Source organism: Streptomyces sp. NPDC046122 (assembly GCF_056429965.1).
On the sequence record NZ_JBWKLQ010000004.1, the window covers coordinates 211,943 to 236,768 of the forward strand.

At 73.1% G+C, this 24,826-nt stretch carries 25 protein-coding genes; 16 read left to right on the forward strand and 9 right to left on the reverse strand.

Annotation, left to right across the window (positions count from 1 at the left end; genetic code table 11):
• Positions 1-167: 167 nt before the first annotated feature.
• From AC07FK_RS14075 to AC07FK_RS14115, 9 genes are all read left to right on the forward strand, one after another.
• Positions 168-461, forward strand: a complete 294-nt coding sequence (locus tag AC07FK_RS14075; protein WP_479105129.1) for an STAS domain-containing protein — start codon at positions 168-170, stop codon at positions 459-461.
• 310 nt (positions 462-771) lie between these two features.
• Positions 772-1,887 carry a glycosyltransferase gene (locus tag AC07FK_RS14080; RefSeq protein WP_479105130.1) on the forward strand — a complete coding sequence of 372 codons (1,116 nt, stop codon included), beginning with the start codon at positions 772-774 and terminating at the stop codon, positions 1,885-1,887.
• Entirely contained in the window at positions 1,884-3,302 is a 1,419-nt protein-coding gene (locus AC07FK_RS14085) for an exopolysaccharide biosynthesis polyprenyl glycosylphosphotransferase (protein WP_479105131.1), read from the forward strand. Before AC07FK_RS14080 ends, AC07FK_RS14085 begins: the two co-directional genes overlap by 4 nt.
• 2 nt (positions 3,303-3,304) lie before the next feature.
• Entirely contained in the window at positions 3,305-4,600 is a 1,296-nt protein-coding gene (locus tag AC07FK_RS14090) for an O-antigen ligase family protein (RefSeq protein ID WP_479105132.1), read from the forward strand.
• Complete coding sequence (locus tag AC07FK_RS14095; protein ID WP_479105133.1) at positions 4,597-6,591, forward strand: lipid II flippase MurJ; 1,995 nt, start codon at positions 4,597-4,599, stop codon at positions 6,589-6,591. Before AC07FK_RS14090 ends, AC07FK_RS14095 begins: the two co-directional genes overlap by 4 nt.
• Positions 6,592-6,730: 139 nt before the next feature.
• Complete coding sequence (locus AC07FK_RS14100) at positions 6,731-7,417, forward strand: polysaccharide deacetylase family protein (protein WP_479105459.1); 687 nt, start codon at positions 6,731-6,733, stop codon at positions 7,415-7,417.
• Positions 7,414-8,736 carry a glycosyltransferase gene (locus tag AC07FK_RS14105; protein WP_479105134.1) on the forward strand — a complete coding sequence of 441 codons (1,323 nt, stop codon included), beginning with the start codon at positions 7,414-7,416 and terminating at the stop codon, positions 8,734-8,736. Before AC07FK_RS14100 ends, AC07FK_RS14105 begins: the two co-directional genes overlap by 4 nt.
• A complete protein-coding gene (locus AC07FK_RS14110; RefSeq protein ID WP_479105135.1) occupies positions 8,733-9,545 on the forward strand; it encodes a YveK family protein in 813 nt (270 codons plus the stop codon). Before AC07FK_RS14105 ends, AC07FK_RS14110 begins: the two co-directional genes overlap by 4 nt.
• Entirely contained in the window at positions 9,545-10,729 is a 1,185-nt protein-coding gene (locus AC07FK_RS14115; protein ID WP_479105136.1) for a GNAT family N-acetyltransferase, read from the forward strand. The genes AC07FK_RS14110 and AC07FK_RS14115 overlap by 1 nt, the downstream gene beginning before the upstream one ends.
• Here AC07FK_RS14115 and AC07FK_RS14120 read toward each other — a convergent pair.
• Together AC07FK_RS14120 and AC07FK_RS14125 are read right to left on the reverse strand one after the other, a co-directional pair.
• Positions 10,683-12,038 (reverse strand): glycoside hydrolase family 26 protein, encoded by a 1,356-nt coding sequence (locus tag AC07FK_RS14120; protein WP_479105137.1) that lies wholly within the window; start codon positions 12,036-12,038, stop codon positions 10,683-10,685. The genes AC07FK_RS14115 and AC07FK_RS14120 overlap by 47 nt on opposite strands.
• 271 nt (positions 12,039-12,309) lie before the next feature.
• Positions 12,310-13,596 carry a cytochrome P450 gene (locus tag AC07FK_RS14125; protein ID WP_479105138.1) on the reverse strand — a complete coding sequence of 429 codons (1,287 nt, stop codon included), beginning with the start codon at positions 13,594-13,596 and terminating at the stop codon, positions 12,310-12,312.
• 190 nt (positions 13,597-13,786) lie between these two features.
• On the opposite strand from AC07FK_RS14125, the gene AC07FK_RS14130 reads away from it, so the two are divergent.
• From AC07FK_RS14130 to AC07FK_RS14140, 3 genes are all read left to right on the forward strand, one after another.
• A complete protein-coding gene (locus tag AC07FK_RS14130; RefSeq protein WP_479105139.1) occupies positions 13,787-14,245 on the forward strand; it encodes a hypothetical protein in 459 nt (152 codons plus the stop codon).
• A 143-nt stretch (positions 14,246-14,388) separates the two neighbouring features.
• Complete coding sequence (locus AC07FK_RS14135) at positions 14,389-14,913, forward strand: tyrosinase family oxidase copper chaperone (protein ID WP_479105140.1); 525 nt, start codon at positions 14,389-14,391, stop codon at positions 14,911-14,913.
• A gap of 20 nt (positions 14,914-14,933) precedes the next feature.
• The gene (locus AC07FK_RS14140) at positions 14,934-15,794 is read left to right on the forward strand and encodes a tyrosinase family protein (protein ID WP_479105460.1); all 861 of its coding nucleotides are present in this window, start codon (positions 14,934-14,936) and stop codon (positions 15,792-15,794) included.
• Positions 15,795-15,896: 102 nt separating this feature from the next.
• On the opposite strand, the gene AC07FK_RS14145 is transcribed toward AC07FK_RS14140, so the two are convergent.
• The 3 genes from AC07FK_RS14145 to AC07FK_RS14155 form a co-directional block, all read right to left on the reverse strand.
• Positions 15,897-16,160 carry a chaplin gene (locus AC07FK_RS14145; RefSeq protein WP_479105461.1) on the reverse strand — a complete coding sequence of 88 codons (264 nt, stop codon included), beginning with the start codon at positions 16,158-16,160 and terminating at the stop codon, positions 15,897-15,899.
• 166 nt (positions 16,161-16,326) lie between these two features.
• On the reverse strand, positions 16,327-17,313 hold the full coding sequence (locus AC07FK_RS14150) for a sigma-70 family RNA polymerase sigma factor (RefSeq protein WP_479105141.1): 987 nt from the start codon (positions 17,311-17,313) through the stop codon (positions 16,327-16,329).
• Between the two features lie 195 nt (positions 17,314-17,508).
• A complete protein-coding gene (locus AC07FK_RS14155) occupies positions 17,509-18,807 on the reverse strand; it encodes an MFS transporter (protein ID WP_479105142.1) in 1,299 nt (432 codons plus the stop codon).
• A gap of 62 nt (positions 18,808-18,869) precedes the next feature.
• Between AC07FK_RS14155 and AC07FK_RS14160 the strand changes: the two genes are divergently transcribed.
• Entirely contained in the window at positions 18,870-19,823 is a 954-nt protein-coding gene (locus tag AC07FK_RS14160) for a LysR family transcriptional regulator (RefSeq protein ID WP_479105143.1), read from the forward strand.
• A 4-nt stretch (positions 19,824-19,827) separates the two neighbouring features.
• Here AC07FK_RS14160 and AC07FK_RS14165 read toward each other — a convergent pair whose 3' ends face one another.
• The gene (locus AC07FK_RS14165) at positions 19,828-20,928 is read right to left on the reverse strand and encodes a calcium:cation antiporter (RefSeq protein WP_479105144.1); all 1,101 of its coding nucleotides are present in this window, start codon (positions 20,926-20,928) and stop codon (positions 19,828-19,830) included.
• A 79-nt stretch (positions 20,929-21,007) separates the two neighbouring features.
• On the opposite strand from AC07FK_RS14165, the gene AC07FK_RS14170 reads away from it, so the two are divergent.
• Positions 21,008-21,283: a hypothetical protein gene (locus AC07FK_RS14170; RefSeq protein ID WP_479105145.1), complete on the forward strand. Its 276-nt coding sequence runs from the start codon at positions 21,008-21,010 to the stop codon at positions 21,281-21,283.
• A gap of 61 nt (positions 21,284-21,344) precedes the next feature.
• Here AC07FK_RS14170 and AC07FK_RS14175 read toward each other — a convergent pair whose 3' ends face one another.
• Positions 21,345-22,112: an alpha/beta hydrolase gene (locus AC07FK_RS14175; RefSeq protein WP_479105146.1), complete on the reverse strand. Its 768-nt coding sequence runs from the start codon at positions 22,110-22,112 to the stop codon at positions 21,345-21,347.
• 102 nt (positions 22,113-22,214) lie between these two features.
• On the opposite strand from AC07FK_RS14175, the gene AC07FK_RS14180 reads away from it, so the two are divergent.
• Positions 22,215-23,363, forward strand: coding sequence for an adenosine deaminase (locus AC07FK_RS14180; RefSeq protein ID WP_479105147.1), 1,149 nt, complete (start codon positions 22,215-22,217; stop codon positions 23,361-23,363).
• 132 nt (positions 23,364-23,495) lie between these two features.
• Positions 23,496-23,873 (forward strand): ATP-binding protein, encoded by a 378-nt coding sequence (locus tag AC07FK_RS14185; RefSeq protein WP_479105148.1) that lies wholly within the window; start codon positions 23,496-23,498, stop codon positions 23,871-23,873.
• An 87-nt stretch (positions 23,874-23,960) separates the two neighbouring features.
• Here AC07FK_RS14185 and AC07FK_RS14190 read toward each other — a convergent pair whose 3' ends face one another.
• Positions 23,961-24,161, reverse strand: a complete 201-nt coding sequence (locus AC07FK_RS14190) for a PspC domain-containing protein (RefSeq protein ID WP_479105149.1) — start codon at positions 24,159-24,161, stop codon at positions 23,961-23,963.
• 90 nt (positions 24,162-24,251) lie between these two features.
• Entirely contained in the window at positions 24,252-24,806 is a 555-nt protein-coding gene (locus AC07FK_RS14195; protein ID WP_479105150.1) for a VanZ family protein, read from the reverse strand.
• Positions 24,807-24,826 lie beyond the last annotated feature (20 nt).

Consider the following 24,826-nt stretch of genomic DNA (forward strand, 5'->3'; position numbering starts at 1 on the left):
TGGTCCAGGGAGGGAAAGGGCGAAAAGAAGAACCGGGGGGGGGGGGGGGGGGGTTAAGAACGAAAAAAAAAAAAAAGGGGGTGGTGTCGGGCGTCTCCCCCCCCCCCCGCTTCCGTTCTCCGATGAGTTCCGGCGCCCGCCCGGGTCTTCCCCCTGTGGATGCCACGATGCCGACCGTTCTCGTCGTCGCCGGCCGGGTGACCCCTGCCGACGTCCCCCTGCTGTGCTCCCGGCTGGACGACCTGCTGTGCGATGCGGTCGCCACCGAGGTGTTCTGCGACGTCGCCCGGCTGACGGAGCCGGACCTCACCGCCGTCGAGGCGCTGGCCCGCCTCCGGCTCACCGCCCGCCGGGCCGGCTGCCGCCTGCGGCTGCGGGGCGCCCGCCCGGACCTGCTGGCGCTGCTGCGCCTGGCCGGGCTCGGCGAGCCCGAGGAGCCCCACGCGCCTACCGGGCAGTAGTCCTTTTCGACGCGATCACCCGATGGGTGGTTTCCCTCGCGCTTCACAACGGCCTTTCGCAGCATGTGAAGGCTGCCGGAACGCCTTTCCCCCGCACGGCTCCAAATGGCCGAACAGGCGCGTTCATGCGTGATTTTCCCACTGTCTTTCTGACAAAGTTCACTTCTGCTTTTGACGCCTTGTTGGAAAGCCGAAATCCGCGGTTGCTTTCTCGGTCAGTTCTACGGTCCACGTATGAAGAGAGCCGCCCGTGCCGCAACAAAGTTGGATTGAGCACAACCAACTGACGGTATTTCATCTCGTTCAGCCGGTGGAAGGGGGAGTCGCGCGCGTTGTCACCGATCTCGTCAGAGCGCAGACGGCCGAAGGGCTGCGCGCCGTCGTGGCCTGTCCGCCGGACGGCGCCCTGGCCTCCGAGGCCGCCGCGGCAGGGGCGCGCGTACACGCCTGGCCCGCCGAACGCGCTCCCGGCGCACACCTGGCCGGCGAGGTCATGACCGCCGCCCGGCTCATCCGCCAGAGCCGCCCCCACGTGGTGCACGCCCACAGCGCCAAGGCCGGGCTCGCCGGCCGGCTGGCTCTGCGCGGCCGGGTGCCGACCGTCTTCCAGCCGCACGCCTGGTCCTTCGAGGCGGTACAGGGCCGGCAGGCCGCCCTCGCCCGCACATGGGAGCGGTACGGGGCCCGCTGGGCCGCGAGGACCCTGTGCGTGAGCGAGACCGAGCGCAGAACGGGCGAGGAGGCCGGCATCGCCGCCCGCTGGTCGGTGATCCGCAACGGCGTCGACCTGCGGCACTTCCGCCCCGACGAGGGGGCGAGCCGGGCTCCCGCCCGCGCCGCGCTGCCCCTCCTCTCCGGCCTCCCCGCCGGAGCCCCCCTGGCGGTCTGCGTCGGCCGCCTGTGCCGCCAGAAGGGCCAGGACATCCTGCTGGCGGCCTGGCGGCAGGTGACGGTGGCCGGCGCCCGGCTGGTCCTGGTGGGCGACGGGCCCGACCGCGAGCGGCTGGAGGCGGACGCCCCGCCGGGCGTGATCTTCGCGGGCGCATGCCGCGACACCCGGCCGTGGTTCCACGCCGCCGACGTCGTCGTCCTGCCGTCCCGCTGGGAAGGCATGGCGCTGGCCCCGCTCGAAGCCATGGCCTGCGGCAGGCCCGTCGTACTCACCGACGTGAGCGGCGCCCGGGAGAGCCTGCCGCCCGGCCAGGAGGCCCACTGCCTCGTGCCGCCCGAGGACCCGGCGGCCCTCGCGGCCGCCCTCAGCGCACTGCTCACCGACCCCGGGCTCCGCGCGTCCCTCGGCCGCGAGGCCCACACCCACACGCGGTCGGCCCGCGACGTGCGCACAACCGCCGCGGCCGTCTCCGACCTCTATCGGGAACTTCTCAGCCTGCACCGACCCATGACGAGGAAGCGCACCGAGCGATGACGACGGAGAGTGCATTCGCCCAGACCACGGCCGTGGCACCGGCCGCCCCGACGGTCCGACCGCCGCGGAGCGCCACCCGCCGGCGCCCCGTGCCCCTCGCCCCCCGGAGCATCCGCCGCAGCGGCCCCGTCGCGGGACCGCTCACGGCCGACGCGCTGGCGGTCGCCCTCACGCTGGCGCTGACGCCGTGGCCGGCGCCGGTGCTCGTCCCCCTCGCGGCGCTCATGCTGGCGCTGCACACCTACCGCGGCCTCTACCGCCCCCGCCTGTCCCCGTCGGCGCTCGCCGACCTCCCCCCGCTGCTCCTCGTCGCGCTGATCCAGTGGTACGCCACCGCCGAAGCCCTCGCGGCGTACGCCCCGCGGCACGCCCTGCCCTGGAGCACCCTCGCCCTCGCCGTCGCCGCCCAGACGCTGCTGAGCTGCACCGGCCGCGCCGCCGTCTACCGCATCCGCCGCCGGACGGCGGCCCGGCGCCCGCAGTCGGCCCTGATCGTGGGCCGTGGCCCGGTCGCGCAGCAGGTCGCGGCGGCCCTGCACACGAGAGCCGAGTACGGCCTGCGCCCGGTGGGCCGGGTCGACGAGACGCACACGGAAGCGACCACGGACCCGCTGCCGGTACTGACGACGCCGGAGGACGTGACCCGCGCGGTCATCCAGAACTCCGTACGCCACGCCGTCTTCACCCACGCGCCCGACCAGCTCCCCGACGCCCGGCTCGTCGCCCTCCTCGCCGAACACGACTGCCGCCTGTGGCAGGTGGAGGGCCGTACGCCCGTCAAGAACCCGGACCACCTGTGGGGCTTCGCCGTACGGCCCCTGCTCACCGGCAGACCCCTGTCCCGGGCGGCCAAACGGGCCATGGACGCCCTCGTGGCCGCGATGGCGCTGGTGGCCGCCGCGCCGGTGATGGCCGTGTGCGCCCTCGCCGTACGCCTCTCCGACGGCCCCGGCGTCATCTTCCGCCAGGAGCGCATCGGCCGCGACGGCCGCCCCTTCACGCTCCTGAAGTTCCGTACGCTCCGCCCGGCCGACGAGCACGAGTCCGCCACGCGCTGGAGCGTCGCCACGGACCACCGCATGAGCCCCACCGGCAACATCCTGCGGCGCACGTCCCTCGACGAGCTGCCCCAGCTGTGGAACGTCCTGCGCGGCGACATGAGCCTGGTGGGCCCCCGCCCCGAACGCCCGTACTTCGTCACGAAGTTCAGCCGCGCCTACCCCGGCTACCAGGCCCGCCACCGGATGCCCGTGGGCATCACCGGCCTGGCCCAGGTCAACGGTCTGCGCGGCGACACCTCGATCGAGGACCGCGCCCGATTCGACAACCACTACATCGAGACCTGGTCGCTCTGGCAGGACGTGTGCATCCTCACGCGCACCGCCGCTTCCCTGTTCCGGCTCGGAGGCAGCTGAGCATGACCCTCCTGTGGGCGACGGCGGCACCCCGCGTCCGCCTCCCCCTCCTCCCGCTGATCGCCACGGTGCTGCTGCTGGCGATGCCCGTGCAGGCAGCGGCAGCCGGCCCGTCGGCCAACATCACGCCGGCCGACATCGCGTCCTGCGCCCTGGTGGCCGCCGCCCTGGTCACGGCGCTCCGCCGCCGCCCCCTCACCCCCGCCGCTGCCCTCATCCTCGGCCTGCCCGCCGTCGGCATCGCCGTGGCCACGGCGACCGCCACGGACCCGACCGCCGCCCTCACCGGCTTCGTCCGCTACCTCCAGGTCTTCGTCCTGGTCCCAGCGGCGGTGGTCCTCCTCCTGCGCACCCCCCACCACTTCCGCGTCGTCACCGGCGCTCTGATCGTCCTGGCGCTCGCCCAGGGCGCGACCGGGGTCTACCAGTACGCGACCGGCACCGGCGCGTCGTACCGGGGCGAGGACATCAGAGCGGTGGGCACGTTCGGCCCCACCGACGTCATGGGCATGGCCACGGTCGTCTCGTACGGCCTGCTGGCGACCCTGGCCCTGGCGCTCCGCACGCCGAAGACCGCGCCGCCCTGGGTGCGCCCCTGCGCGATCGCGGCCTCGGCGGCACTGACCGTCCCGCTGGCCGTGTCCTTCAGCCGTGGGGCGTGGATCGCCACGGCGATCGCCGCCGTGGCCATGATCCTCCTCACCGGCCCGCGCCAGGCGGCCAAGGCCCTGGCCGCCGTGACGGCGGCCGGTGTCGTGCTGGTGGGCGGTTTCGGCGTCGGCTCACAGATGATCTCCGAACGCCTCACCAGCATCACCGAGGTGACGAAGGCCCCCGACCGCTCGGTCAACGACCGGTACACGATGTGGGCCGCCGCCGCGAGCATGTGGCAGGACAACCCCGCCACCGGAGTGGGCCTCAAGGGCTTCCCCGTCCACCGCGACGGCCACGCGTCGATCGGCCTCTCCTCGGGCAGCGACACGGCGGGAGCGGGCCAGACGTTCCACAAGCAGCCCCTCCTCTCGCCGCACAACATGTACCTCCTGGTCCTCAGCGAGCAGGGCCTGATCGGCCTCACGGCCTTCGTGGGCACCTGGGCGGCGGTCCTGACGGCATCCCTGCGCCGACTGCGGAAGGCCCACCCCGCGGCGGACTGCGGCCTGGCGGCCGTGGGCCTGGCGGTCTACCAGACGGTCGACTTCCTGTACGCCGACATCGGCGGCCCCTCGACGGTCCTCACCGGCATCGTCCTGGGCCTCGCGGCCTGGTGGGCCCTGGCCTCCGAGGCACCGCGATGACAGACACCCCCGTACAAAACGGCCCCCACCCAACCCCCACACAAGCACCCCCCGAGCCCCCCTCCCCGGCCCCTGGCGCTCCGACCTCCCCACCACCGAGGGTTTCGACGGCTCCCGCACCCCTGGCACCGAAGGCTTCCACCACTCCCGCACCCCCGGCGTCGCCCTCCACGGTGCCAGGAGGGGACGTGCCGGGGCGCTCCCCGCAGGGTGTCGAACGCAACCACCCCGAAGACCACACCTCCCCGAACGTTCGGCGCCCGAGGAGACGCCCCGGCGCGGCACCGACCCCGAAGCCCCCGAGCCGCAACCTCCCGCAACCGACCCCCCCGATCCCGAACCCCCCGGAGGGACCGAGCACCGCACCCCCCCGGCTGGGCCGCTTCCTGGCCAGAGCCGCCGCCGTCACCGCCGCCCTGACCGCAGCCGGGGCACTGCTGGGCCTCCTGAGGGACCAGACCATCGCCCACCTCTTCGGTGCGAGCGTGGAGAGCGACGCCTTCCTGATCGCGTGGACCGTGCCGGAAATGGCGTCCACCCTCCTGATCGAGGACGCCATGGCGCTCCTCCTGGTCCCTGCCTTCAGCCACGCCCTGGCCCGACGGGCCGCCCAGCGCACCCAGGACCCGACCCTCTCGCACGACGCCGTGCGCGCACTGGTCCTGGCCACGCTTCCCCGGCTCTGCGCAGGGCTGGCCTGCACGGCCGTGCTGCTGATCCTGGGCGCGCCCTGGCTGGTGGGACTGCTGGCGCCAGGTTTCAGCGACCCGGCGCTGGCGATCGAGTGCACCCGCCTGACGGCCGTCACCGTGCTCACCTTCGGCATCACCGGATACTTCAGCGCCGCCCTGCGCGCGCACGGACGGTTCCTGCTGCCGGCCGGCGTCTACGCGGCGTACAACGTGGGGATCATCGCCACGACGCTGACCCTGCACTCCCTCTGGGGCGTGAGGGCAGCCGCGGCCGGTGTAGCCGCAGGCAGCGTCCTGATGATCCTGACCCAGCTCCCCACCTTCCTGCACCTGACAAAAGCAACGCACTCACCCCCTCCCACCAGCACCAGCACCAACAGCACCACCTCCACCACCCGCACACTCCCCCCCACCAGCACACCCACAGCCCTGGCCCACCTCCTCCCCCCAGCGGTCCTGGCCCCCGTAGTGCTGTTCGCGGTGGGCCGCCAGGCCCAGGTCCTGGTCGAGCGCTTCCTTGCGTCACCGCTCCCCGGCGGAGCCATCTCGCACCTGAACTACGCGCAGAAGGTCGCGCAGATGCCGATGGTGCTGTCGCTCATGATCTGCACGGTGACGTACCCGGTCGTCGCCCGCGCGATGGCGGAGGGGGACGAGGAGGGAGCCCGCCGCAGGGTCGAAAGGGACCTGGCCCTGGCCGCGATGGTCGTCCTGCTCGGTACCGCGATGGTGCTCGGCTACGCGCCGCAGATCATCGAAGTCCTCTTCGAGCGCGGCGCGTTCGACGCGCGGGACACCGCCACCACGTCGACCGTCATGCGCGTGTACGCGGTCGGGCTCCTGGGCCACTGCCTGGTGGGCGCCCTGAGCCGCCCGTTCTTCTCCGCGGGCCGCCCCACCTGGTACCCGGCCGCCGCGATGGCCGCCGGACTGGTGGTCACCACCGCCGCCGGCGCCGCGGCGGTGGAGAGCTTCGGCGTGCACGGCATCGCGGCGGCGAACGCCGTCGGCATCAGTACGACGGCCCTGCTCCTCCTCGGCGGCCTCGGCTCGCGCGTGGTCCCCATCCGCGTACGGACGGTCGCCGCCGCCCTGGCCCGCCTGACGACCGCCGCCGCCGCGGCCGCCGCCGCGGGCTGGGCGGCGGCGCCGGTGACGCCGGGCGGCCCCCTGCTGAGCGTGGCCGCCGGCTGCGTCCTCGTGCCCGCCGTCTTCGTTCTCTCCGGGCTCGCGGTACGGGCCCCGGAGGTCGTTCACCTGCTGGCCCTCACCCGACAGAGGTTCCGTCATGGCCGCTGAAACGGCGACCCGCAACGCCGCACGCTCCAAGCACCCCTGCTCCGAGCAATCGAAGCACTGCGAGCACTCCGAGCACCCCCGCCCCGAGCACCTGCCCGGACGCCCCCCGTCCGGCCCGCACGCCCCGCCGTGGATCCTGATGTACCACTCGGTGGCCGACCCGGCGGACGACCCGTACGGCATCACCGTCGCCCCCGGCCGACTCGACCGGCACCTGACCTGGCTGAGCCGCCGGGGACTCAAAGGTGTGGACGCGGGCACGCTGCTGCGCGCCCACGCGGCGGGCCGCGCCGCCGGCCTGGTCGGCCTGACCTTCGACGACGGTTACGCCGACTTCCTGCACGAGGCCCTGCCGGTACTGCGCCGGCACGCCTGCACGGCCACCGTGTTCGTCCTGCCCGGCCGGTGCGGCGGCTCCAACGCGTGGGACCCGCTCGGCCCCCGCAAGCCCCTGCTCACCCGGGACGAGATCGCCGAAGTCGCACGGGCGGGCATGCACGTCGGCTCGCACGGCCTGTACCACCGGCGCCTGACGGACCTCTCCGACGCCGAGCTGCGCCGGGAGACGGCGGAGAGCCGGGAACTTATCCGCGAGATCACCGGAACCGCCCCGGACAGCTTCTGCTACCCGTACGGGAACGCCGACCCCAGAGCGGTCCGGTCGGTGCGGGACGCCGGCTACGCCCACGGCTTCGCCATCACCCCGGGCCCCCTGCTCGGCCCGTACGCCCTGCCGCGCACCCACGTCAGCCACGCCGACCGGGAGCTGCGCCTGTGGGCGAAGCGCGCACGGCACCGGTTCGCCCGTCACGGCGCCGCCCGATGAAGGCGCTGCACGTCATCACCGGCCTCGGCGTCGGGGGAGCCGAGCAGCAACTGCGCCTGTTGCTGCGGCACCTGCCGGTGTCCTGCGACGTGGTCACGCTGACGAACCCCGGTCCGGTGGCCCAGGGGCTGCGCGCGGACGGCGTCCGCGTCACCCACTTGGAGATGGGCGGCAACCGGGACCTCAGGGCGCTGCCCGCCCTGACCCGGCTCGTGCGCCGCGGCGGGTACGACCTCGTCCACACGCACCTGTACCGCGCCTGCGTCTACGGGCGGATCGCCGCCCGGCTGGCGGGAGTCGGGGCCACGGTCGCCACGGAGCACTCGCTGGGGAAGACGGAGATCGAAGGCCGCCCGCTGACCCGGGGGGCCCGCGCGCTGTACCTGGCGACCGAACGCCTCGGTTCGGCGACCGTGGCCGTCTCCACGACCGTGGCGGGGCGCCTGCGCGACTGGGGCGTACCGGCCGCGCGCATCCACGTCGTCCCCAACGGCATCGACGCCGCGCGGTTCCGCTTCGACGCCGTACTGCGCGCCGCCACCCGCGCGCGGCTCGGCGTCCCCGCCGACGCGTTCGTGGTCGGCGGCGTGGGCCGGATCGTGCCGGGCAAGCGGTTCGACGTCCTGGTCCGCGCGGTGGCGGCGCTGCCCGGCGCGTGGCTCCTGCTGGCGGGCGACGGCCCCGAGACGGACGCGCTGCGCACGCTGACGGCGCGTCTGGGCGCCACGGACCGCATCCGCTTCCTGGGCGAATGCGGCCCCGACACACCCGGCACACAGCTCACGCCGGGCACTGGGCCCACCCGGGGCACCGAGCCCACGCCGGGCACTGGGCCCACCCGGGGCACCGAGCCCACGCCGGGCACGGAGCCCACCCGGGGCGCCCAGCCCACTCGTCACACCCAGCCCACACCCGCCACTCTGACCACACTCGCCACTCCCACCACACCCCCCACCTTCGCCACCTCCGTCCCCGCCCTCCTCTCCGCCATGGACGTCTTCGTGTCGACGTCACGGGAGGAGGCCTTCGGCCTGGCCGTGGTCGAGGCGCTGGCCGCGGGGCTGCCCGTACTCCACCGCACCTGCCCCGCCGTCGACGACCTGCCCCCGGCCCACGCACCCGGCGCCCGCCGCATCAGCGGCAGCGTCGGTGAACTGACGGCGGCCCTGCGGCAGCGAATGGAGGGCGGAGCGCGCCGCCTGCCGCCCCCGCCCGCCGTCGGCCACTACGACATCGCACGCAGCAGCGCCCGCCTCATGGACGTGTACGAACGCGTCCTCGCCTCCGCTCCCCCGACCAGGAGAGAAGCCCACCGATGACCGATTCCCCCGACCAGCGGCAGGAACAGCAGACCCCCGCCGCCCCCGGCCGCCTCGCCCGACTCCTCGCGCAGACCGCGGAAAGGGCGAGGGCCACCCGCGTACCGGCCTGGTGGCCGGTGCCGGTGTGCGCCCTCCTCGGCACGCTGTGCGGAGTGTCGTACGGGGTCCTCAAGACGCCCGAGTACACCGCCACCAGTTACGTCGTGGCCGTCCCCGCCAAGGGCTCCGAGCCGAACGCGGCGCTCGGCTACGCCCAGGCGTACGGCCGGATCACCACCAGCGACTCCACCCTCGCGTACGCCCGCGTGGCCGCGGGGGTCTCGCCGAAGGCGCTCCGTACCCAGGTCAGCACCGAGACGTCGCCCGACTCGCCGATGATCGCGATCACCGGCACCGCCACGAAGCCGGCCGTCGCCGCGGACATCGCCAACGCGGTCGCCGAAGCGGTGTTCGTCAGCAGCAACCACGTCTCGAAGAACACCGGCGTCAAGCTGATCGTCTTCTCCCAGGCGATCGCCCCGGCCGAGCCGGCGTCCCCCTCCGCCGGCATCAGCGCCGCCGTGGGCGGCTGCACCGGTGGCCTCCTCGGCGGTCTGGCGCTTCTCGTACGCCCCAAGCGCCCCCGCCGGACCGCGTCGGCTCCGGTGCCCGCCCCGTCGACCGCACCCACCCAGGCGAACGCCGACGCGAAAACGAACGGCAGGACGGCCGCCGGCGGCGCCGCGAAGGCGACCACCAAGGCGAAGGCGAACGCCAAGACCAAGGCGAACGCCGGCGCCGCCAACGCCGAGCGGGAGCTGGTGTGATGGCCGGCCGGGGCCTCACCGTCACCCTGTGCCGGGACCCCGCCCGGTTCGCGCAGCTCCAGCCCGAGTGGGACGCGCTGCACCGCCGCTGCGCCGCGTCCACACCGTTCCAGAGCCACGCCTGGCTCCACTCCTGGTGGCTGTCGTACGGCCCGCGAGGCCGCCTGCGCGTCGTTCTGGCCCGACGCGACGGCCGGCTGATCGGCGCCGCGCCGCTGATGCTCGTCCACCGCCCGATGCCGCTGCTCGTGCCCCTCGGCGGCGCGATCTCCGACTTCGCCGACGTACTGGTCGACGACGACGACACGCAGGGCGCCCTCACCGCGCTCGAACGCGGCCTCGACCGTGCCGCCCGGCAGGCGGTGATCGACCTGCGCGAGGTGCGGCCCGGCGGGGCGGCCGAGCTGCTGTACGAGAGATGGACCGGCGCCCGGGGCCGCCTCGCGGACTCGACGTGCATGGAACTCCCGGCCGAGCCGATCGACGACCTGATCGGGCGGATGCCGAGCAGCCGGGCCCAGCGGGTGCGGGCCAAGCTGCGCAAGATCGACGCGCTGGGCGTCGAGGGACGCGTGGTGAGCGAGCACGAGGTGCCCGCGGCCGTCGGCCGCCTGCTGCGCCTGCACGAACTGCAGTGGCGCGGCCGGGGCGTCAACGTCGAGCACCTCAGACCGCGCTTCGCCGCACACCTGGTGCGAGCCGGGCGGCGGATGCTGCGGGACGGCGACGCCGCGCTCACCGAGTTCCGGCTGGGCGGCGAGGTGGTGGCGGTCAGCATGACGCTCCAGTCCGGCCTCCTGTCGGGCGGCTACCTGTACGGAGCCGACCCGGCGCTGCGGGACAGGAAGGTGGACGTGACGACGATGCTGCTGCGCCACGAGGCGCAGCTGGCGGCGAGCTCGGGCCGCGCCGTGCTGAGCCTGCTGCGCGGCTCGGAGGCGTACAAGAACCACTGGCGCCCGGCGGCGGTCACCAACCAGCGCCTGCTGCTGGCCCGGTCCGCGCTGGAGCCCCTGCTGCGCGTGCGCGAGTCGCAGGTGACCATGCGGGACCGGGCCGCCGGGACCGTCACCGCGCGCTTCCCGGCGGCGCGCGACTGGCGCGACCGGGTGAACAGCTGGCGCGCGGAGGGCGCGGTCAGGACGTCCGGTGCTTCGGGGGGCGGGGCTTCACGCAGACCCTGAAGTCGCGCAGCCACTGGTTGAGCCATTCGCCCATCTCCATCGGCACGCACCATGCGCCGGAGTTCGTCTCCTCCGGGTCGCCGGGCTTCTCCGGCGGCTCGGTCGGCGTCGGTCTGGCCGGCTTGCCCTCCCCGGGCTTCGTCGTCGACGGCGACGGCGCGGGCGCCTGGGGCGGGGCGGACGGGGGAGCGGAGGGCGGCGTCTGCGTGCCCGGCGGCGACTGCCACCCGGACAGCCGGGAGCGGAAGACCTCCGACGACTCGGGGTTCTCGTCGCACTGCCACACGCCGTGCGGGCAGTAGTCGGTGATGGTCTGGTACAGCGGCTTGTGCCGGGCCATCCAGTCGAGCATCCCCTCCATGTACGCGGGGTTGTCACCGTTGCGGAACAGGCCCCACTCCGGGTACGAGATCGCCTTTCCGTGCTCGGCGGCGAAGTCGACCTGCGCCTGGAGTCCGTACGGGTCCGACACCTGCTGCTCGAACGTGTCGCCGGGAGGCTGGTCGTACGAGTCCATGCCGATGATGTCGACGACGTCGTCGCCCGGGTAGCACTCGGTCCAGGGAATGGCGTCGATGCCGCGGTTGGGGGCGAAGTCGAAGCGCAGCCGCTGGCCGGGGACGGAGCGCATCGCCGCGACGACGCGGTTCCAGTACGCCTTCCAGGCATCGGGGTCGGGAGCGCAGCGGTGCGAGTACGTCGTCCCGTTCATCTCCCAGCCGAGGACGATCACGGTGTCCGGCACGCCCAGCTTCACCAGGTTGGCGGCCAGCTTCCGGTAATGGCGGTCGAAGCGCCCCCGCGCACCGTCCCGCAGCAGGTCGCGGACCTCGTCGTCGTCGAGGCGCTCCTCGTTCCGCTCCATCATGGGCACGTTGAGGACGAACATCCGGTCCCGCCCGCCGCGCCGCCAGTCGGCCCAGGGGCGCAGGAACTCGGGGCGGCCCTCGATGTTTCTCCACATGTCACCCGGCAGGTACGTGTGGCCGACCGAGATCTCCGCGCCGCCCAGCCACTCCGAAAGGCCGGCCATCCGCTTCACGCCGTCGGGCCCGTAGTCGAGGTAGGCGCCGATGGCGGGAGACGACCCCTCGGGCGGGTCCTCGGGCGGCCCCTCGGGGGGCCCTTCGTCGATGGCCGGAAGAGGCGACGGCTCCCCGTCCGCGGCAGGGGAAGGGCTGGCGACCGGGGGCGGATCCACGGCGGCCGACGCTCCCGCCGCACCTCCCGTGAGAGCACCACCGGCGACGACGAGACCCATGGCAACCGTCCCGACGCAGGTGCCTGTGAGACGGCGCCTCTTGGACATGACTCCTCCTACGATCGGTCGTACGTGCCGACGCGTCCGACAGTAGGCAGAAAGTCGTACTAATGGGCTGTCCGCATGCTCGTCATTGGGCCATTGGCGAAATGCCGCCGCGCGAAAACGGCCACGCGGGTGAATTAGCCGAGCGCGATACGGGAGTAACGCGCACCGCCCCCGCTCGTTGAGCGGGGGTCGCACGGGAGTGAGCCTTCCCGGCCGTGCAGCCCAAGGTCAGCCAGACCTTGGGCTGCGCGGTTTTCCCCGGCCCGTCCGGTCAGGACGGCTCGAAAGCGAAACGCAGCGCGCGGACCCGGTTGTCGAAGTTCGAGTCGACGAGTTCGGGAATTCCCACCGCCCGCAGATCCCGCGGCCTGGTGAGCAATTCGTGGAACAGTGCTTTCATCTCCTGCCGGGCCAGATGCGACCCCAGGCAGTAATGCGGACCGCCGCCGCCGTACCCCAGATGCGGATTCGGGTCCCGGGTGATGTCGAAGGCGTCGGGATTCTCGAACACCGCCTCGTCGCGATTGGCCGACGCGTAGAAGAGCACCACCTTCTCGCCGGGCCGGAACTCCCGTCCGCCCAGGGAGCATTCGGCCGTCACCGTCCGGCGGAACTGGATGATCGGCGTCGAGTGCCGGACGATCTCGTCCACGGCCCCGTCGGCGTACCGGTCGAAGTCGGCCACCAGCAGCTCCCGCTGCTCCGGGTGTTCGGTCAGCAGCGCCAGTCCGTGAGCGATGGCGTTGCGCGTCGTCTCCACCCCCGCCACCAGCAGCAGGGAGAAGAAGGCGCCGAGCTGCCGGGACGACAGCGACTGCCCGTCGATGTCCGCGCGCACCAGCGCCGAGATCAGGTCGTCGGTGGGACGGCGGCGCCGCTCACGCGCCAGCTTCGCCATGACCAACTGCATGTGCGCCAGGGCCCGCAGGCCGCGCCCCGGCACCCGCAGCCTGGCCCGCACGCCGCGTTTCACGCCGACGTTCTCCGACGCGTGGTTCACGCGGTCGGCGATCTCCGGCCGGTAGCGCTCCGGGATGCCCATCAGGTTGCAGATGATCTCGAACGGCATCCGGGAGGCGACCGACGGCACGAAGTCGTGCGGGCGCCCGGCGATCATCTCGTCGACCACGCGCCCGGCGACGTCGCGGATGTCCTCCTCGGCGGCGGCCAGCAGGCGCGGGGTGAAGGCCCGCGACACGATCCGGCGCATCGTGGCGTGCTCGGCGCCGTCCATGTTGACCATGGAGTTCCCGAACACGGCCTTCGCCCAGGCGGCCGGTTCCGGCGTGGTGACGCCCGGAGCGCTCGCGAACCGCCGCGGCTGCCGGCTCGCCTCCACCACGTCCGCGTGCTTCACCAGCGCGTAGAACCCCTTGCCCGGACGGCCGCGCCGCCCCGCCGCGCCGTCCCCGAACAGCACCGGGGCGTCGAGCCCGCGCAGCAGCGCGAACGCGTTCAGCCGCTCGGAGCGCGGCAGTTGCCAGAAGTCAGGATCGGCGAGATCGGCGTTGTGCGCCCGCAGCATCTGTTGCGTGGACGCCTGCGTCGGGATCTTCATACCCACACCTTCCAGGAGCTCGTACGACCGTTTTGTCCGAAGCCGGTTGCTGCGGACGGGGGAACTATGCACTGGTTCGGGCGTTTGGCTCGTTCTTGCAGAGCGACAGCGTGTCTGCGATTCAGAGGGGACGTACGTATCAATGAAGCTGACCACCCGAGGTTCTGTCGCGGCGGCACTCATGGCATGCATGGCGACCGCCGCGGCGGCGTCACCGGCCGCCGCCGGTACGTCGGCGCCGGTCGACCTGCCGCTGGAGAACCTGGAGAGGGTCTTGCCGGTCCAGGCCCCCGAGCTGCGCACCGGCGTCCCGATTCCCGTGGCCGGCGTGCCCGACGGACCGCGTTACGTCACCGGCCGGCTCCTGCCGGACCGGGCGCTGCCCGCCGTCCCGTTCACCGCCGAGCTCCCCGAGACGACGCTCGAACTCCCCGTCGACGAGCCGCTGAGCCAGACCGACCTCGGCGCGCTGCGCGCCGTCTCGGAGGCATCCAGCGTGGCGCTCTCGATGCCGGGGGCCTCCGCGGGCGCGCCGTTGTCCGCGCCGCGCGCCGACCGCGGAGGGCGGCCCGAGGCGGTCCTGCCCCAGCTCGCGCTGGTCACGCCGGTGCTGCAGGGCACGCCCGCCGCCGCCCTGCTCATGGACTGAGGTCCCGCACCGGTGGCCGGCGTCCCGGCACGGACGCCGGCCGATCCCGTACGAGAACTGTTTCGCCGACGGGTCGTTGGCAACAGCGAGGCACGCGCACATCGCGGAAGCGGACCGGAGCGAGGGGCAAAGGGGTGTTCGGCATGGGCCTGATCACGTGCAGGAGCGCAGCGACCGTGCGAGGAGGTTTCCTGACGCGCCGCATTCTGTTGCGCGGCGCCTTCGCGATGGGCGTGATCGCGGGCACCGCGGGGGCGCTCGCCCCGATCCTGGGCAAGCGGCCCGGAACCGGAACCCCGGCGGCCGACGGCCCGCGCGTGGCCGCGGCGCGGCAGGCCGGGACGGAGCCGGAGCGGTACGCCGAGCGGTTCGCCGAGACGTACCGGGGCCGGCACATCCAGGGCACCGCCAGGGGAGCCCGGCCCGCGAGGGCGCCCGGCGCCCGCCGCCCGGCGGCGCCGGGCGACGCCATGACCGTCGCCGCCGTACGGGACGTCGAGGTCCGCATCGACGGCCGCCCGCTGCATGTGATGCGGCGCGCCGACGGCAGTTACCTGAGCGTGGTGAACCACTATGAGTCGTTCCCGACGCTGCTCGACGCCGCGCGCGCCGCCGTCGACGAACTGGGCGACGCCCAGCTGTCGCCGTCCCCCCTGCACCGCCTCTGACAACGGGAGGGCCGACCGTGGTGTACACCCGAAAGAACCAGCGAGACCTCACCCGTACGGAGAAGAAGCGCCTCGTCGGCGCGCTCCTCCAGCTCAAGCGCTCGGGGCGCTACGACGAGTTCGTCACCCTGCACGGCGAGCTCTACGTCACGGACGACGAAGAGGAGCCGCGCGCCAGCCACATGACGCCCTCCTTCTTCCCGTGGCACCGCCGCTTCCTCCTGGAGTTCGAACGGGCCCTGCGGTCCGTCGACCCGGGGGTGTCGGTTCCGTACTGGGACTGGACGCGGGACAACTCCCCGGCCTCCTCGCTGTGGGCGGAGGACTTCCTCGGGGGCACCGGCCGGGCCGGTGACCGGAAGGTCATGACGGGCGCGTTCGCCCACGCCAACGGGAACTGGAACATCCGTGCCCGGGTCGGGGACGGCTCCTTCCTCACCCGTGACCTCGGCAGACCCTCCGACCCCGTCTCGCTGCCGACCCGGCAGGACGTGGCCAAGGCGCTGAGCGATCCGGTGTACGACACCGCGCCGTGGAACTCCACCGTCACCAAGGGGTTCCGGAACCGGATGGAGGGGTGGGGGCCCGCCAGGACTGTCACGACGTTCAACCACAACCGGGTCCACCGCTGGGTCGGCGGGGTGATGCTGGGCGCCACCTCACCCAACGACCCGGTGTTCTGGCTCCACCACGCCTTCATGGACCTGCTCTGGGACCGCTGGCAGAAGGCGCACCCGGACTCCGGCTACCTGCCGCGCCGCAAACTGCCCGCGTCCGACGCGCAGAGCGGGCGGGTCTTCAGCCTCCACGAGCCGATGCCGCCGTGGAACGTGACGCCCGCGCAGCTCCTCGACCACAGCCGGATCTACCGCTACGCCTAGCTCCGGCCGCTCGGCCGGCGGCCCGCCGGACCCGGCGGACACAACGACTGCGGCCTCCCCGAACGCGAAGGGGAGGCCGCAGCGGCGTGTGAAGCAGGGGGATCAGTGGCCGTAGGCGCCGTGCTCCGAGATGTTCGCGCACACGTTCCCGAAGGCCGGGTTGAGCAGGCCGACGATGTTCACGGTGTTGCCGCAGAGGTTGATCGGGATGTGGATCGGCACCTGAACCGCGTTGCCCGAGATGACGCCGGGGTTCTTGACGGTCTCACCGTGCGCTCCGGCATCGGCGGCGGCCAGACCGGCACCGCCGGCCACCATGGCACCGGCGCCGGCGATGACGGCAGCTGCCTTCGCGATATGCGACATCAGGTCTCCTTGCGAGATGAAGAGGTCGACCGCAGGGCTTGCGGCCTTCACGCACCTTCAACGCGACAATCGGAGGGCAGTAACGGATAGAAGGAAAAGTCCGTCGTATCGCCGGAATCCGGTCACGGGAGCGCGGACACGGCGAAACGGTCTCCTCCCGCTTCTCCTACTCCTTTTCGAGCCGCTCGGGCAGGTCGAAGAGCGGGAACCAGCGCTTCGTGTCCAGGAAGGACGTGATCCCGCTGACCTTCCCGTGCACGATCTCGACGACCATGAGCGCCCACGGCTCGAAGCCCCCGCCGCCCGACCGGCTCGGGTGGTAGTGGGCGAAGGCCGGCGTGCCGTTGGCCACGACCGGGACCAGCTTCGACCCCCGGCACACCTCGCCGACGCCCAGCATCCAGCCGACGATGTCGTCGTGGCCCCGGAGCCACAGGTCGTACGGCGGCATGGACAGCGTGGCGTCCTCGTGGAGCAGCGCGGTCAGCGCGGCCATGTCGTACCCCTCGAAGGCCGCGACGTACCGCTCCAGCAGTTTGCGCTGCTCCTCGTCCAGGGGGTCGGCGGTGTCCGTCTCCTTCGAGCCGTGCTCGGCGATCGTGGCGCGGGCCCGCTGGAGGGCGCTGTTCACCGAAGCGACCGTCGTCTCCAGGAGCTCCGCGACCTCGCTCGCCTTCCAGGCCAGTACCTCGCGCAGGATCAGCACCGCCCGCTGCTTGGGCGGCAGGTGCTGGAGCGCGGCGACGAACGCGAGGCGCACGCTCTCGCGGGAGACGGCGGTCTCCGCCGGGTCGGCCACCGAGGGGAGCACCCGCCCGTCCGGCACCGGCTCCAGCCAGGTGGCCTCGGGGCGCGAGTTGAGCGCCGCCTGTGCCACCGGGGTCGCGGCCGTCAGGTCCATCGGGCGGGCCCTGCGGTTGCCCGCGTTGAGCATGTCGAGACACACGTTGGTCGCGATGCGGTACAGCCAGGAGCGCAGCGACGACCGCCCCTCGAACTTGTCGAAGTTCCGCCAGGCCCGGACCATCGTGTCCTGCACGGCGTCCTCGGCCTCGAAGGCGGACCCCAGCATCCGGTAGCAGTACCCGGTCAGCTCGGTCCGGTGCTTCTCCAGCCGGGAATCCAGATCCTGCGTCGTCACGACATCACTCATCGGTCCACCCCACTCGCCGCCTTTGGCACCAGCTCTTGGGAAGCTACCGGACCCCACTGACAAGCATGACGCAGCTGTGAAAACCCGGCACGGGAGCCGGGCCGCGACGCTCCGGCCCCGCTTCCGCGGCGGCCGGCGGGGCTTTTCGACGCCCGCGCGCGCTCAGGCCCGCGCGGCGCCAGGCGCCCACGGCGCTCAGGCCCGCGCGGCGCTCCGCGTCCGCAGCGCCACCAGCTGGCGCTGCTCGACCCGGGCGACCCGGGTCCCGTACAGCGTGATCGACACGACGCCGAGCACCGCGACCAGCCCGAGGAGCACGGTCCCCGCCCAGCCCCCGGCGTGGAAGGCCACCGCGCCGAGCGTGCCGCCGACGCTGCTGCCCAGGTAGTACGCCGACTGGTAGAGCGCGGAAGCCTGCGCCCGCCCCGTCTTCGCCGTACGGCTGACCGAGGACGACGCCACCGCGTGCCCCGCGAAGAACCCGGCGGTGATCAGCACCAGACCGGCCAGCACCGCGGCGAGCGCGTCGGCCACCGAGAGCAGCAGGCCGGCCGCCGTGGTCGAGACCGCCAGGTACAGCGCGCCCCGGCGGCCCATGCGGGCGACCAGCTTGCCGGCCGCCGCGGAGGAGACCGTACCGACGAGGTAGACCAGGAAGACGGAGCCGACGACGCCCTGCGGGAGGCTGAAGGGGGCTTCCACGAGCCGGTAGCCGATCACCGTGTAGACCGCGCCGAACACGGTCATGAAGAGCGCCCCGATCGCGTACAGCCGCAGCAGCAGCGGATCGGCCAGGTGGTCGCGGACCGTCTTCGCCAGCGCCCCCGGGTTCAGCGAACCGGGCGTGAAGTGGCGGGCCTTCGGCAGCATCAGCCGGAACACCACCACGCACGCCACCGACATCACGCCGACGGCGGCGAGCGCCGCGCGCCAGTCCCACAGCTGGGCCGCCCAGCCGGTCACGATGCGCCCGCTCATCCCGCCGATGGAGTTGCCCGCCACGAACAGCCCGATCGCCGCGACCAGCGCCTTCGGCCGTACCTCCTCCGCGAGGAAGGCCATCGCCGAGGCCGGCACACCGGCCAGCGCGGCGCCCTGCACCGCGCGCAGGGCCACCAGCCACTCCAGCGAGGGCGCGAACGGAACCAGCAGGCCGACCGCGACGGCGACGATGAGCGAGACCGTCATCGTGCGGCTGCGTCCGAAGCGCTCCGAGAGGGCGCTCATCGGCAGGACGAACAGGGCCAGCGCGCCGGTGGCGGCCGAGACGGTCCAGCTGGCGGCGCTCGCGCTCGCGCCGAAGTCGGCGGAGATCAGCGGCAGCAGCGCCTGCGTGGAGTAGAGGAGGGCGAACGTCGCCACCCCGGCGGCGAAGAGCGCGAAGCTCATACGGCGGTAGCCGGGAGCGGAGGGAGCGAGACGGGAGTCGGCGTCGGGAACAACGGCGTCGGCGTCCACATGGGTGGTGGACGCCTTGGTACTGGCAGAAGGCATGCATCGAACGTAGACACGGCAGGTTCATGCGTCCAATGCACAAACCCGCGATAATCAATCCCATGGTGCATAACCCCAGCTCACGGCTTCGGCTGTCACCCAGCAGTTACGAAGAAGACATTCAGCAAGTCCTCGCGCCGCGCCTCGCGTACTTCGCGGCGGTCGCCCGTCACGAGCACGTCACCCGCGCCGCGCACGAGTTGGCCGTCCCGCAGTCGACGCTCTCGCGCGCCATGGTCAGGCTGGAGGAGGACCTGGGCGTCGCCCTCTTCGCCCGCAGGGGCCGTACCGTCGCCCTCACCCCGGCCGGCCGGACCTTCCTCACGACGGTCGACCGCGCCCTGGCCGAGGTCGAGCGGGCGGCGGACTCGGTACGTGCCGACGCCGACCCGGCCACCGGCAAGGTCGCCTTCGGGTTCCTGCACACGATGGGTTCGGAGACCGTCCCGGGCCTGCTCCGGGCCTTCCGCGCCGACCATCCGCGCGTACGCTTCCAGCTCGTCCAGAACTACGGCGAAGCCATGATCGAGCGGCTGCGCGCCGGCGACCTCGACCTGTGCCTGACCTCGCCCGTCCCCGACGCCCCCGACCTGGTCGCCCGCCGCCTCGACGAGCAGCGGCTGCGCCTGGTCGTCCCCGACGACCACCGCCTCGCCACCCGCAAGCGGGTGCGGCTCGCGGAGGCCGCCGACGAGGCGTTCGTGACCCTCGAACCGGGCTACGGGCTGCGGCGCATCACCGACGACCTGTGCGCCGAGGCGGGCTTCAAGCCGCGGGTCGCGTTCGAGGGCGAGGAGGCGGAGACCCTGCGCGGCCTGGTGGCCGCCGGCCTCGGCGTGGCTCTGCTGCCGCCCCCGGCGGTGGCCCGGCCCGGCGTGCGGGAGCTGACGGTGACGGCCCCCCGCGCCGTACGGGAGATCGGACTGGCGTGGCTCGACGGCCACCCCGACACCCCGCCGGTGGCGGCCTTCAAGCGCTTCCTGCTGTCGCGCCGGGGCCACCTCCTGCCGGAGTGAGGCGTCACGGACTGACGGCGAGCACCAGATACGCCGCGAGGAGTGCCAGGTGCACGCCACCCTGGAGGGGGGTCGCGCGTCCCGGCACGAAGGTCAGCGTCCCGACGGCCACGGTGAGCGCGAGCAGGACCATGTGCGAGGCGCCGAGCCCCAGCAGCAGCGGCCCGTCCATCCAGACGGAGGCGACGGCGACCGCCGGGATGGTGAGCCCGATGCTCGCCATGGCCGAGCCGAGGGCCAGGTTCAGGCTGGTCTGCACCCGGTCGCGCCGGGCGGCCCGTACGGCGGCGATCGACTCCGGCAGCAGGACGAGCAGCGCGATCACGACGCCCACCACCGACGCGGGCAGCCCGGCCGCCGCCACCCCCGACTCGATCGTCGGGGACACGCCCTTCGCCAGCCCGACGACCGCGATCAGCGAGACGGCGAGCAGGCCGAGACTGACCCGGGCGGTGCGCCGCGACGGCGGATCGGCGTGCTCCTCCCCGTCGACGACCTCGCCCCGCGTGGTGAGCGGAAGGAAGTAGTCCCGGTGCCGCCAGGTCTGCGTCATCACGAACAGCCCGTAGAGCACCAGGGCCGCGAACGCCGCGAAGACGAGCTGGGCGGGGCTGAACTCCGGCCCCGGAGCGCTGGTGGTGAACGTCGGCAGCGCCAGGCTCAGGCCCGCGAGCGTCGCGACCGTGGCGAACGCCGCGCCGGTGCCCTCGGCGTTGAAGACCGCCACTTTCCGCTTCAGCGAGCCGATGAGGAGGCAGAGCCCGACGATGCCGTTGCAGGTGATCATGACGGCGGCGAAGACGGTGTCCCTGGCCAGCGAGCTGTTCTTGTCGCCCGCGCCGGCCATGAGCGTGACGATCAGCGCCACCTCGATGACGGTGACCGCGACGGCGAGCACGAGTGAGCCGAACGGCTCGCCCACCCGGTGGGCGACCACCTCGGCGTGATGCACGGCGGCGAGCACCGCCCCGGCCAGGAAGCAGGCCAGCAGCGCGACCACCGCTCCCGGCAGGTCGCGTCCCCACGCGAGGACCAGCAGGACGACGGCCAGCACGGGCACGGTGGTCGGCCAGTGCGCGGCGGGGGCGCGGACCAGACGGATCACGCCCCCGACCCTGACAGAGGGCCGCACGGGGCGCGCGTCGTGCGGCGCGTACGGCGGCGGCGGCGCTAGCGTCGAAGCCATGCCTACGCCCACCACCCCGCCGCCCGCCCACTACACGGTGGAGATCAAGCCCCGGGCGGCCGACGCCGCCGGACACCCCGACCACGGGTCCACGCTGCGGACGGCCCTCGTGGAGGCCACCGGGGGAACGGGAGCCTCCGGCTACCCGCGCTACGAGGGCGACGGCGTGGCGGCCGACATCGATCCCCGCAGTGGCGCGGTGGAGGCGATCACCCTGGACGGCGCCGAACTCCCCATCGGCTGGATGGCCGAAGTCACCGCCCCACCACAGTGACCACGCCGGCCACCGGTCCGCGTGCGGGCGGGGTCGTCGCGCTGCCCCGCGCCTTCCGCGGCTAGCGGCCCGGGTGCCGCCCGAAGCCGGAGGCCAATGGCATGCGCAGCCCCAGGGGCGGCGGCGCCGCCAGCGCGTCGGCCACCGGACGGGCGTACCCGGTCCCGAAGAGCGCCCCCCGTACGAAATCGGCCGCCAGCGCCAGCACCTCCGGCCGGTGCTGCCGCATGGAGTGGCCGTCCGAGTGCACCTCGAAGCGGCACGTGTCGCGGTTGACCTTCTTGGCCCGCTCGGCCAGCCGGTACGACAGCTCGGGATCGGTGCGCTCGTCGTTCGTGCCGTGCACGATCAGCACGTGCCGCCCGGCGAGCTGCTTCACCGGCTCCTCCGCCGCCGCGACGTCGTCGTCCGGCAGCCACGGCGCGAGCGCGAGCACCGACGTGACGGCCGGGTGGTCCGCCGCGTGCAGCGCCGCCCGCCCGCCCATGTCGATCCCCGCCAGGCATATCGGTACGTCGCCGTAGCGCCGTACGGCCTCGTCCGCCGCCCACGTCGCGTCCGCCGCGAGCCGGGCGTCCGCACCGTTCCAGCCGCGGCCGCGGTAGCGCACGACGTGGGCGACGAGCCCCTCGTCGCGCCCCGCCGCCGCCAGCCGCCGCGCCAGCGGCCGTACGCCGGCGTGCGCCAGCGGCGACGGTCCGCGCGCCGACAGCGGTTCACCGGCGGGAAGCAGCAGGACCACGCCGCACACCGTGCGGTCACCGCCCCCGGCCGCCCCGACCGCCCGCCCCAACCGGGCCCCGGAAACCGGGGTCGCTTGCTGTGCCATGACAGAACAGTCTCAGAAGCGCAGGTGTACTCCACCCGTCCGCACGGTCACTGTTACGTATCGACAGAGGCGATCTACGCGCGTAGGCGCTAGAGTGCGCAGATGACGAGCGAGACCCCCAACACGCCCACCGCGGACCAGATCCGCCGCGCCCCGAAGGTGCTGCTCCACGACCACCTCGACGGTGGCCTGCGGCCCGGCACGATCATCGATCTCGCCCGCGAGGCGGGTTACGAGTCACTCCCCGAGACCGACGCCGACAAGCTCGGCATCTGGTTCCGCGAGGCCGCCGACTCCGGTTCGCTGGAGCGCTACCTGGAGACCTTCGCGCACACCTGCGCCGTCATGCAGACGCGTGACGCGCTGTTCCGCGTCGCCGCCGAGTGCGCCGAGGACCTCGCCGAGGACGGCGTCGTCTACGCCGAGATCCGGTACGCCCCCGAGCAGCACCTCGAGAACGGCCTGACCCTCGAAGAGGTCGTCGAGGCCGTCACCGACGGCTTCCGCGAGGGCGAGCGCCGCGCGAAGGCGAACGGGCACCGCATCCGCGTCGGCGCCCTGCTGACCGCGATGCGCCACGCCGCCCGCGCCCTGGAGATCGCCGAGCTGGCCAACCGCTACCGCGGGAACGGCGTCGTCGGCTTCGACATCGCCGGCGCCGAGGCGGGCTTCCCGCCCACCCGCCACCTCGACGCCTTCGAGTACCTCAAGCGCGAGAACAACCACTTCACGATCCACGCCGGTGAAGCCTTCGGGCTCCCCTCCATCTGGCAGGCGCTCCAGTGGTGCGGCGCCGACCGGCTCGGTCACGGCGTGCGCATCATCGACGACATCGAGGTCGCGGAGGACGGCAGCGTCACGCTGGGCCGCCTCGCCGCGTACGTGCGCGACAAGCGCATCCCGCTGGAGATGTGCCCGACGTCCAACCTGCAGACGGGCGCGGCCGACTCGTACGCCGCACACCCCATCGGGCTGCTGCGCAAGCTGCACTTCCGCACCACGGTCAACACCGACAACCGGCTGATGAGCGGTACCAGCATGAGCCGCGAGTTCGAGCACCTGGTCGAGGCATTCGGCTACACGCTCGACGACATGCAGTGGTTCACAGTCAATGCGATGAAATCAGCATTCATTCCTTTCGACGAACGCCTCGCCATGATCAATGACGTGATCAAGCCCGGTTACGCCGAGCTGAAATCCGAATGGCTGTTCCGTCAGACCGCCGTGACCAGCGGCTCTTCCTCCAGCTGAGGTCGAACACACCGCTGTGAAGGCGGCCGGGAACGTCAATTCCCGGCCGCCTTCGCGTGTTTGCGGCGGAGTCCGGGCGTGGCTAGCTTGCAGAGCCGCTCCCCATTCCCCGTTTGCGAGGACGTTCTCTTCATGAAGCAGTCTGCTGCCAAGACTCTCGGTGCCGCCGCGCTCGGCGCCGCCTTCGCCGCTGCCGCCGCGGGCAGCGCCTCCGCTGCGCCGGCCGCTCCGGCCGTGCCCGACCTGACGGGCGCGCTGAGCTCCGCCACCACGATCCTGCCGCTGCAGGACGTCGTCGGCAAGCTCCCCGGCGGCGCCCCCGAGGCTCTGAGCGGCGGCGTGAGCACCCTCACGGGCAGCGCCTCCACCCTCCCCGCGACCACGACCGACGCCCTCTCCAAGGCCCAGACGCCCGAAGGCAAGGGCGGGGCCCGCAGTGCCGACCCGCTGAAGGGCCTGCTCGGCGGCCTGCCGGCCGGCGGCGGCGCGCTGCCCGGCCTCGGCGGCTGACGCTCCGCACGGCGCGGCACACGCGCACGGGGCGCGCACCGGAACATCGGTTCCGGCGCGCGCCCCTTCGCGCGTCGTCCCGCGCGACTACCAGGCGGTCTTCGCGTTCTGCTCGCTGGGCAGGAAGACCCACAGCGCCAGGTACAGCAGGAACTGAGGCCCGGGCAGCAGACACGAGACCAGGAAGATCACTCGCATCGTGTTCGCCGAGGTGCCGAAGCGCCGTGCCAGCGCAGCGCAGACTCCGCCGATCACTCGGCCGTTACGGGGGCGGACAAGGGCGGTCATGGCGGGCTCCTCGTAGCTGGGCCGGGGGTCACTTCCGGTGTGCCTCCCGATGTCTCCATGCTGCGCGCCGAGAACGGTCAAAGCGTCGCTCTACGGGGCGATCCCGACCCTGGGAATCGTCGGGGTAGCGCCCTGAGGCATCTCGTCCCGGCGCGCCACCCGGGACCGCCCCGACTCCGTGCGGTGCCTGCGGCGCAGCCGCGCCCGCCCCATCGGTACGACCGCCAGGTGCGTCAGGGCCACCCCCGCCGTGTTCAGCAGCAGCGAGTCCACGTCGACGACACGCCCGGGCACCCCGGTCTGGAGCAGTTCGATGCCCAGCGAGAACAGGGCCCCCGCCAGGGCCGTACGCGCCAGCGAGGCGACCGGCGACACGTGGAGGCGGCCCCCCGCCATCGGCAGCAGCACGCCCAGCGGCGCCAGCAGCAGCAGCCCCTCGCCGATGCGCCGCGCGGCTCGCGCGGGACCGAGCGCCAGGTCGGCCTCGATGCCGGCCAGCGGCTGGAAGTTCGGCGCGGTCACCCACGGGACGTCCAGGGGGCGCAGCGTCAGCGACGCGACGACCAGCAGGTGCGCGACGAGGAGTAAGCCTCCCGCCGCGCGGAGGCGGTTGATGACGGCGCTGCCGTCCGAGCCATGACGCACGCCCCCCAAGACGCGGCCAC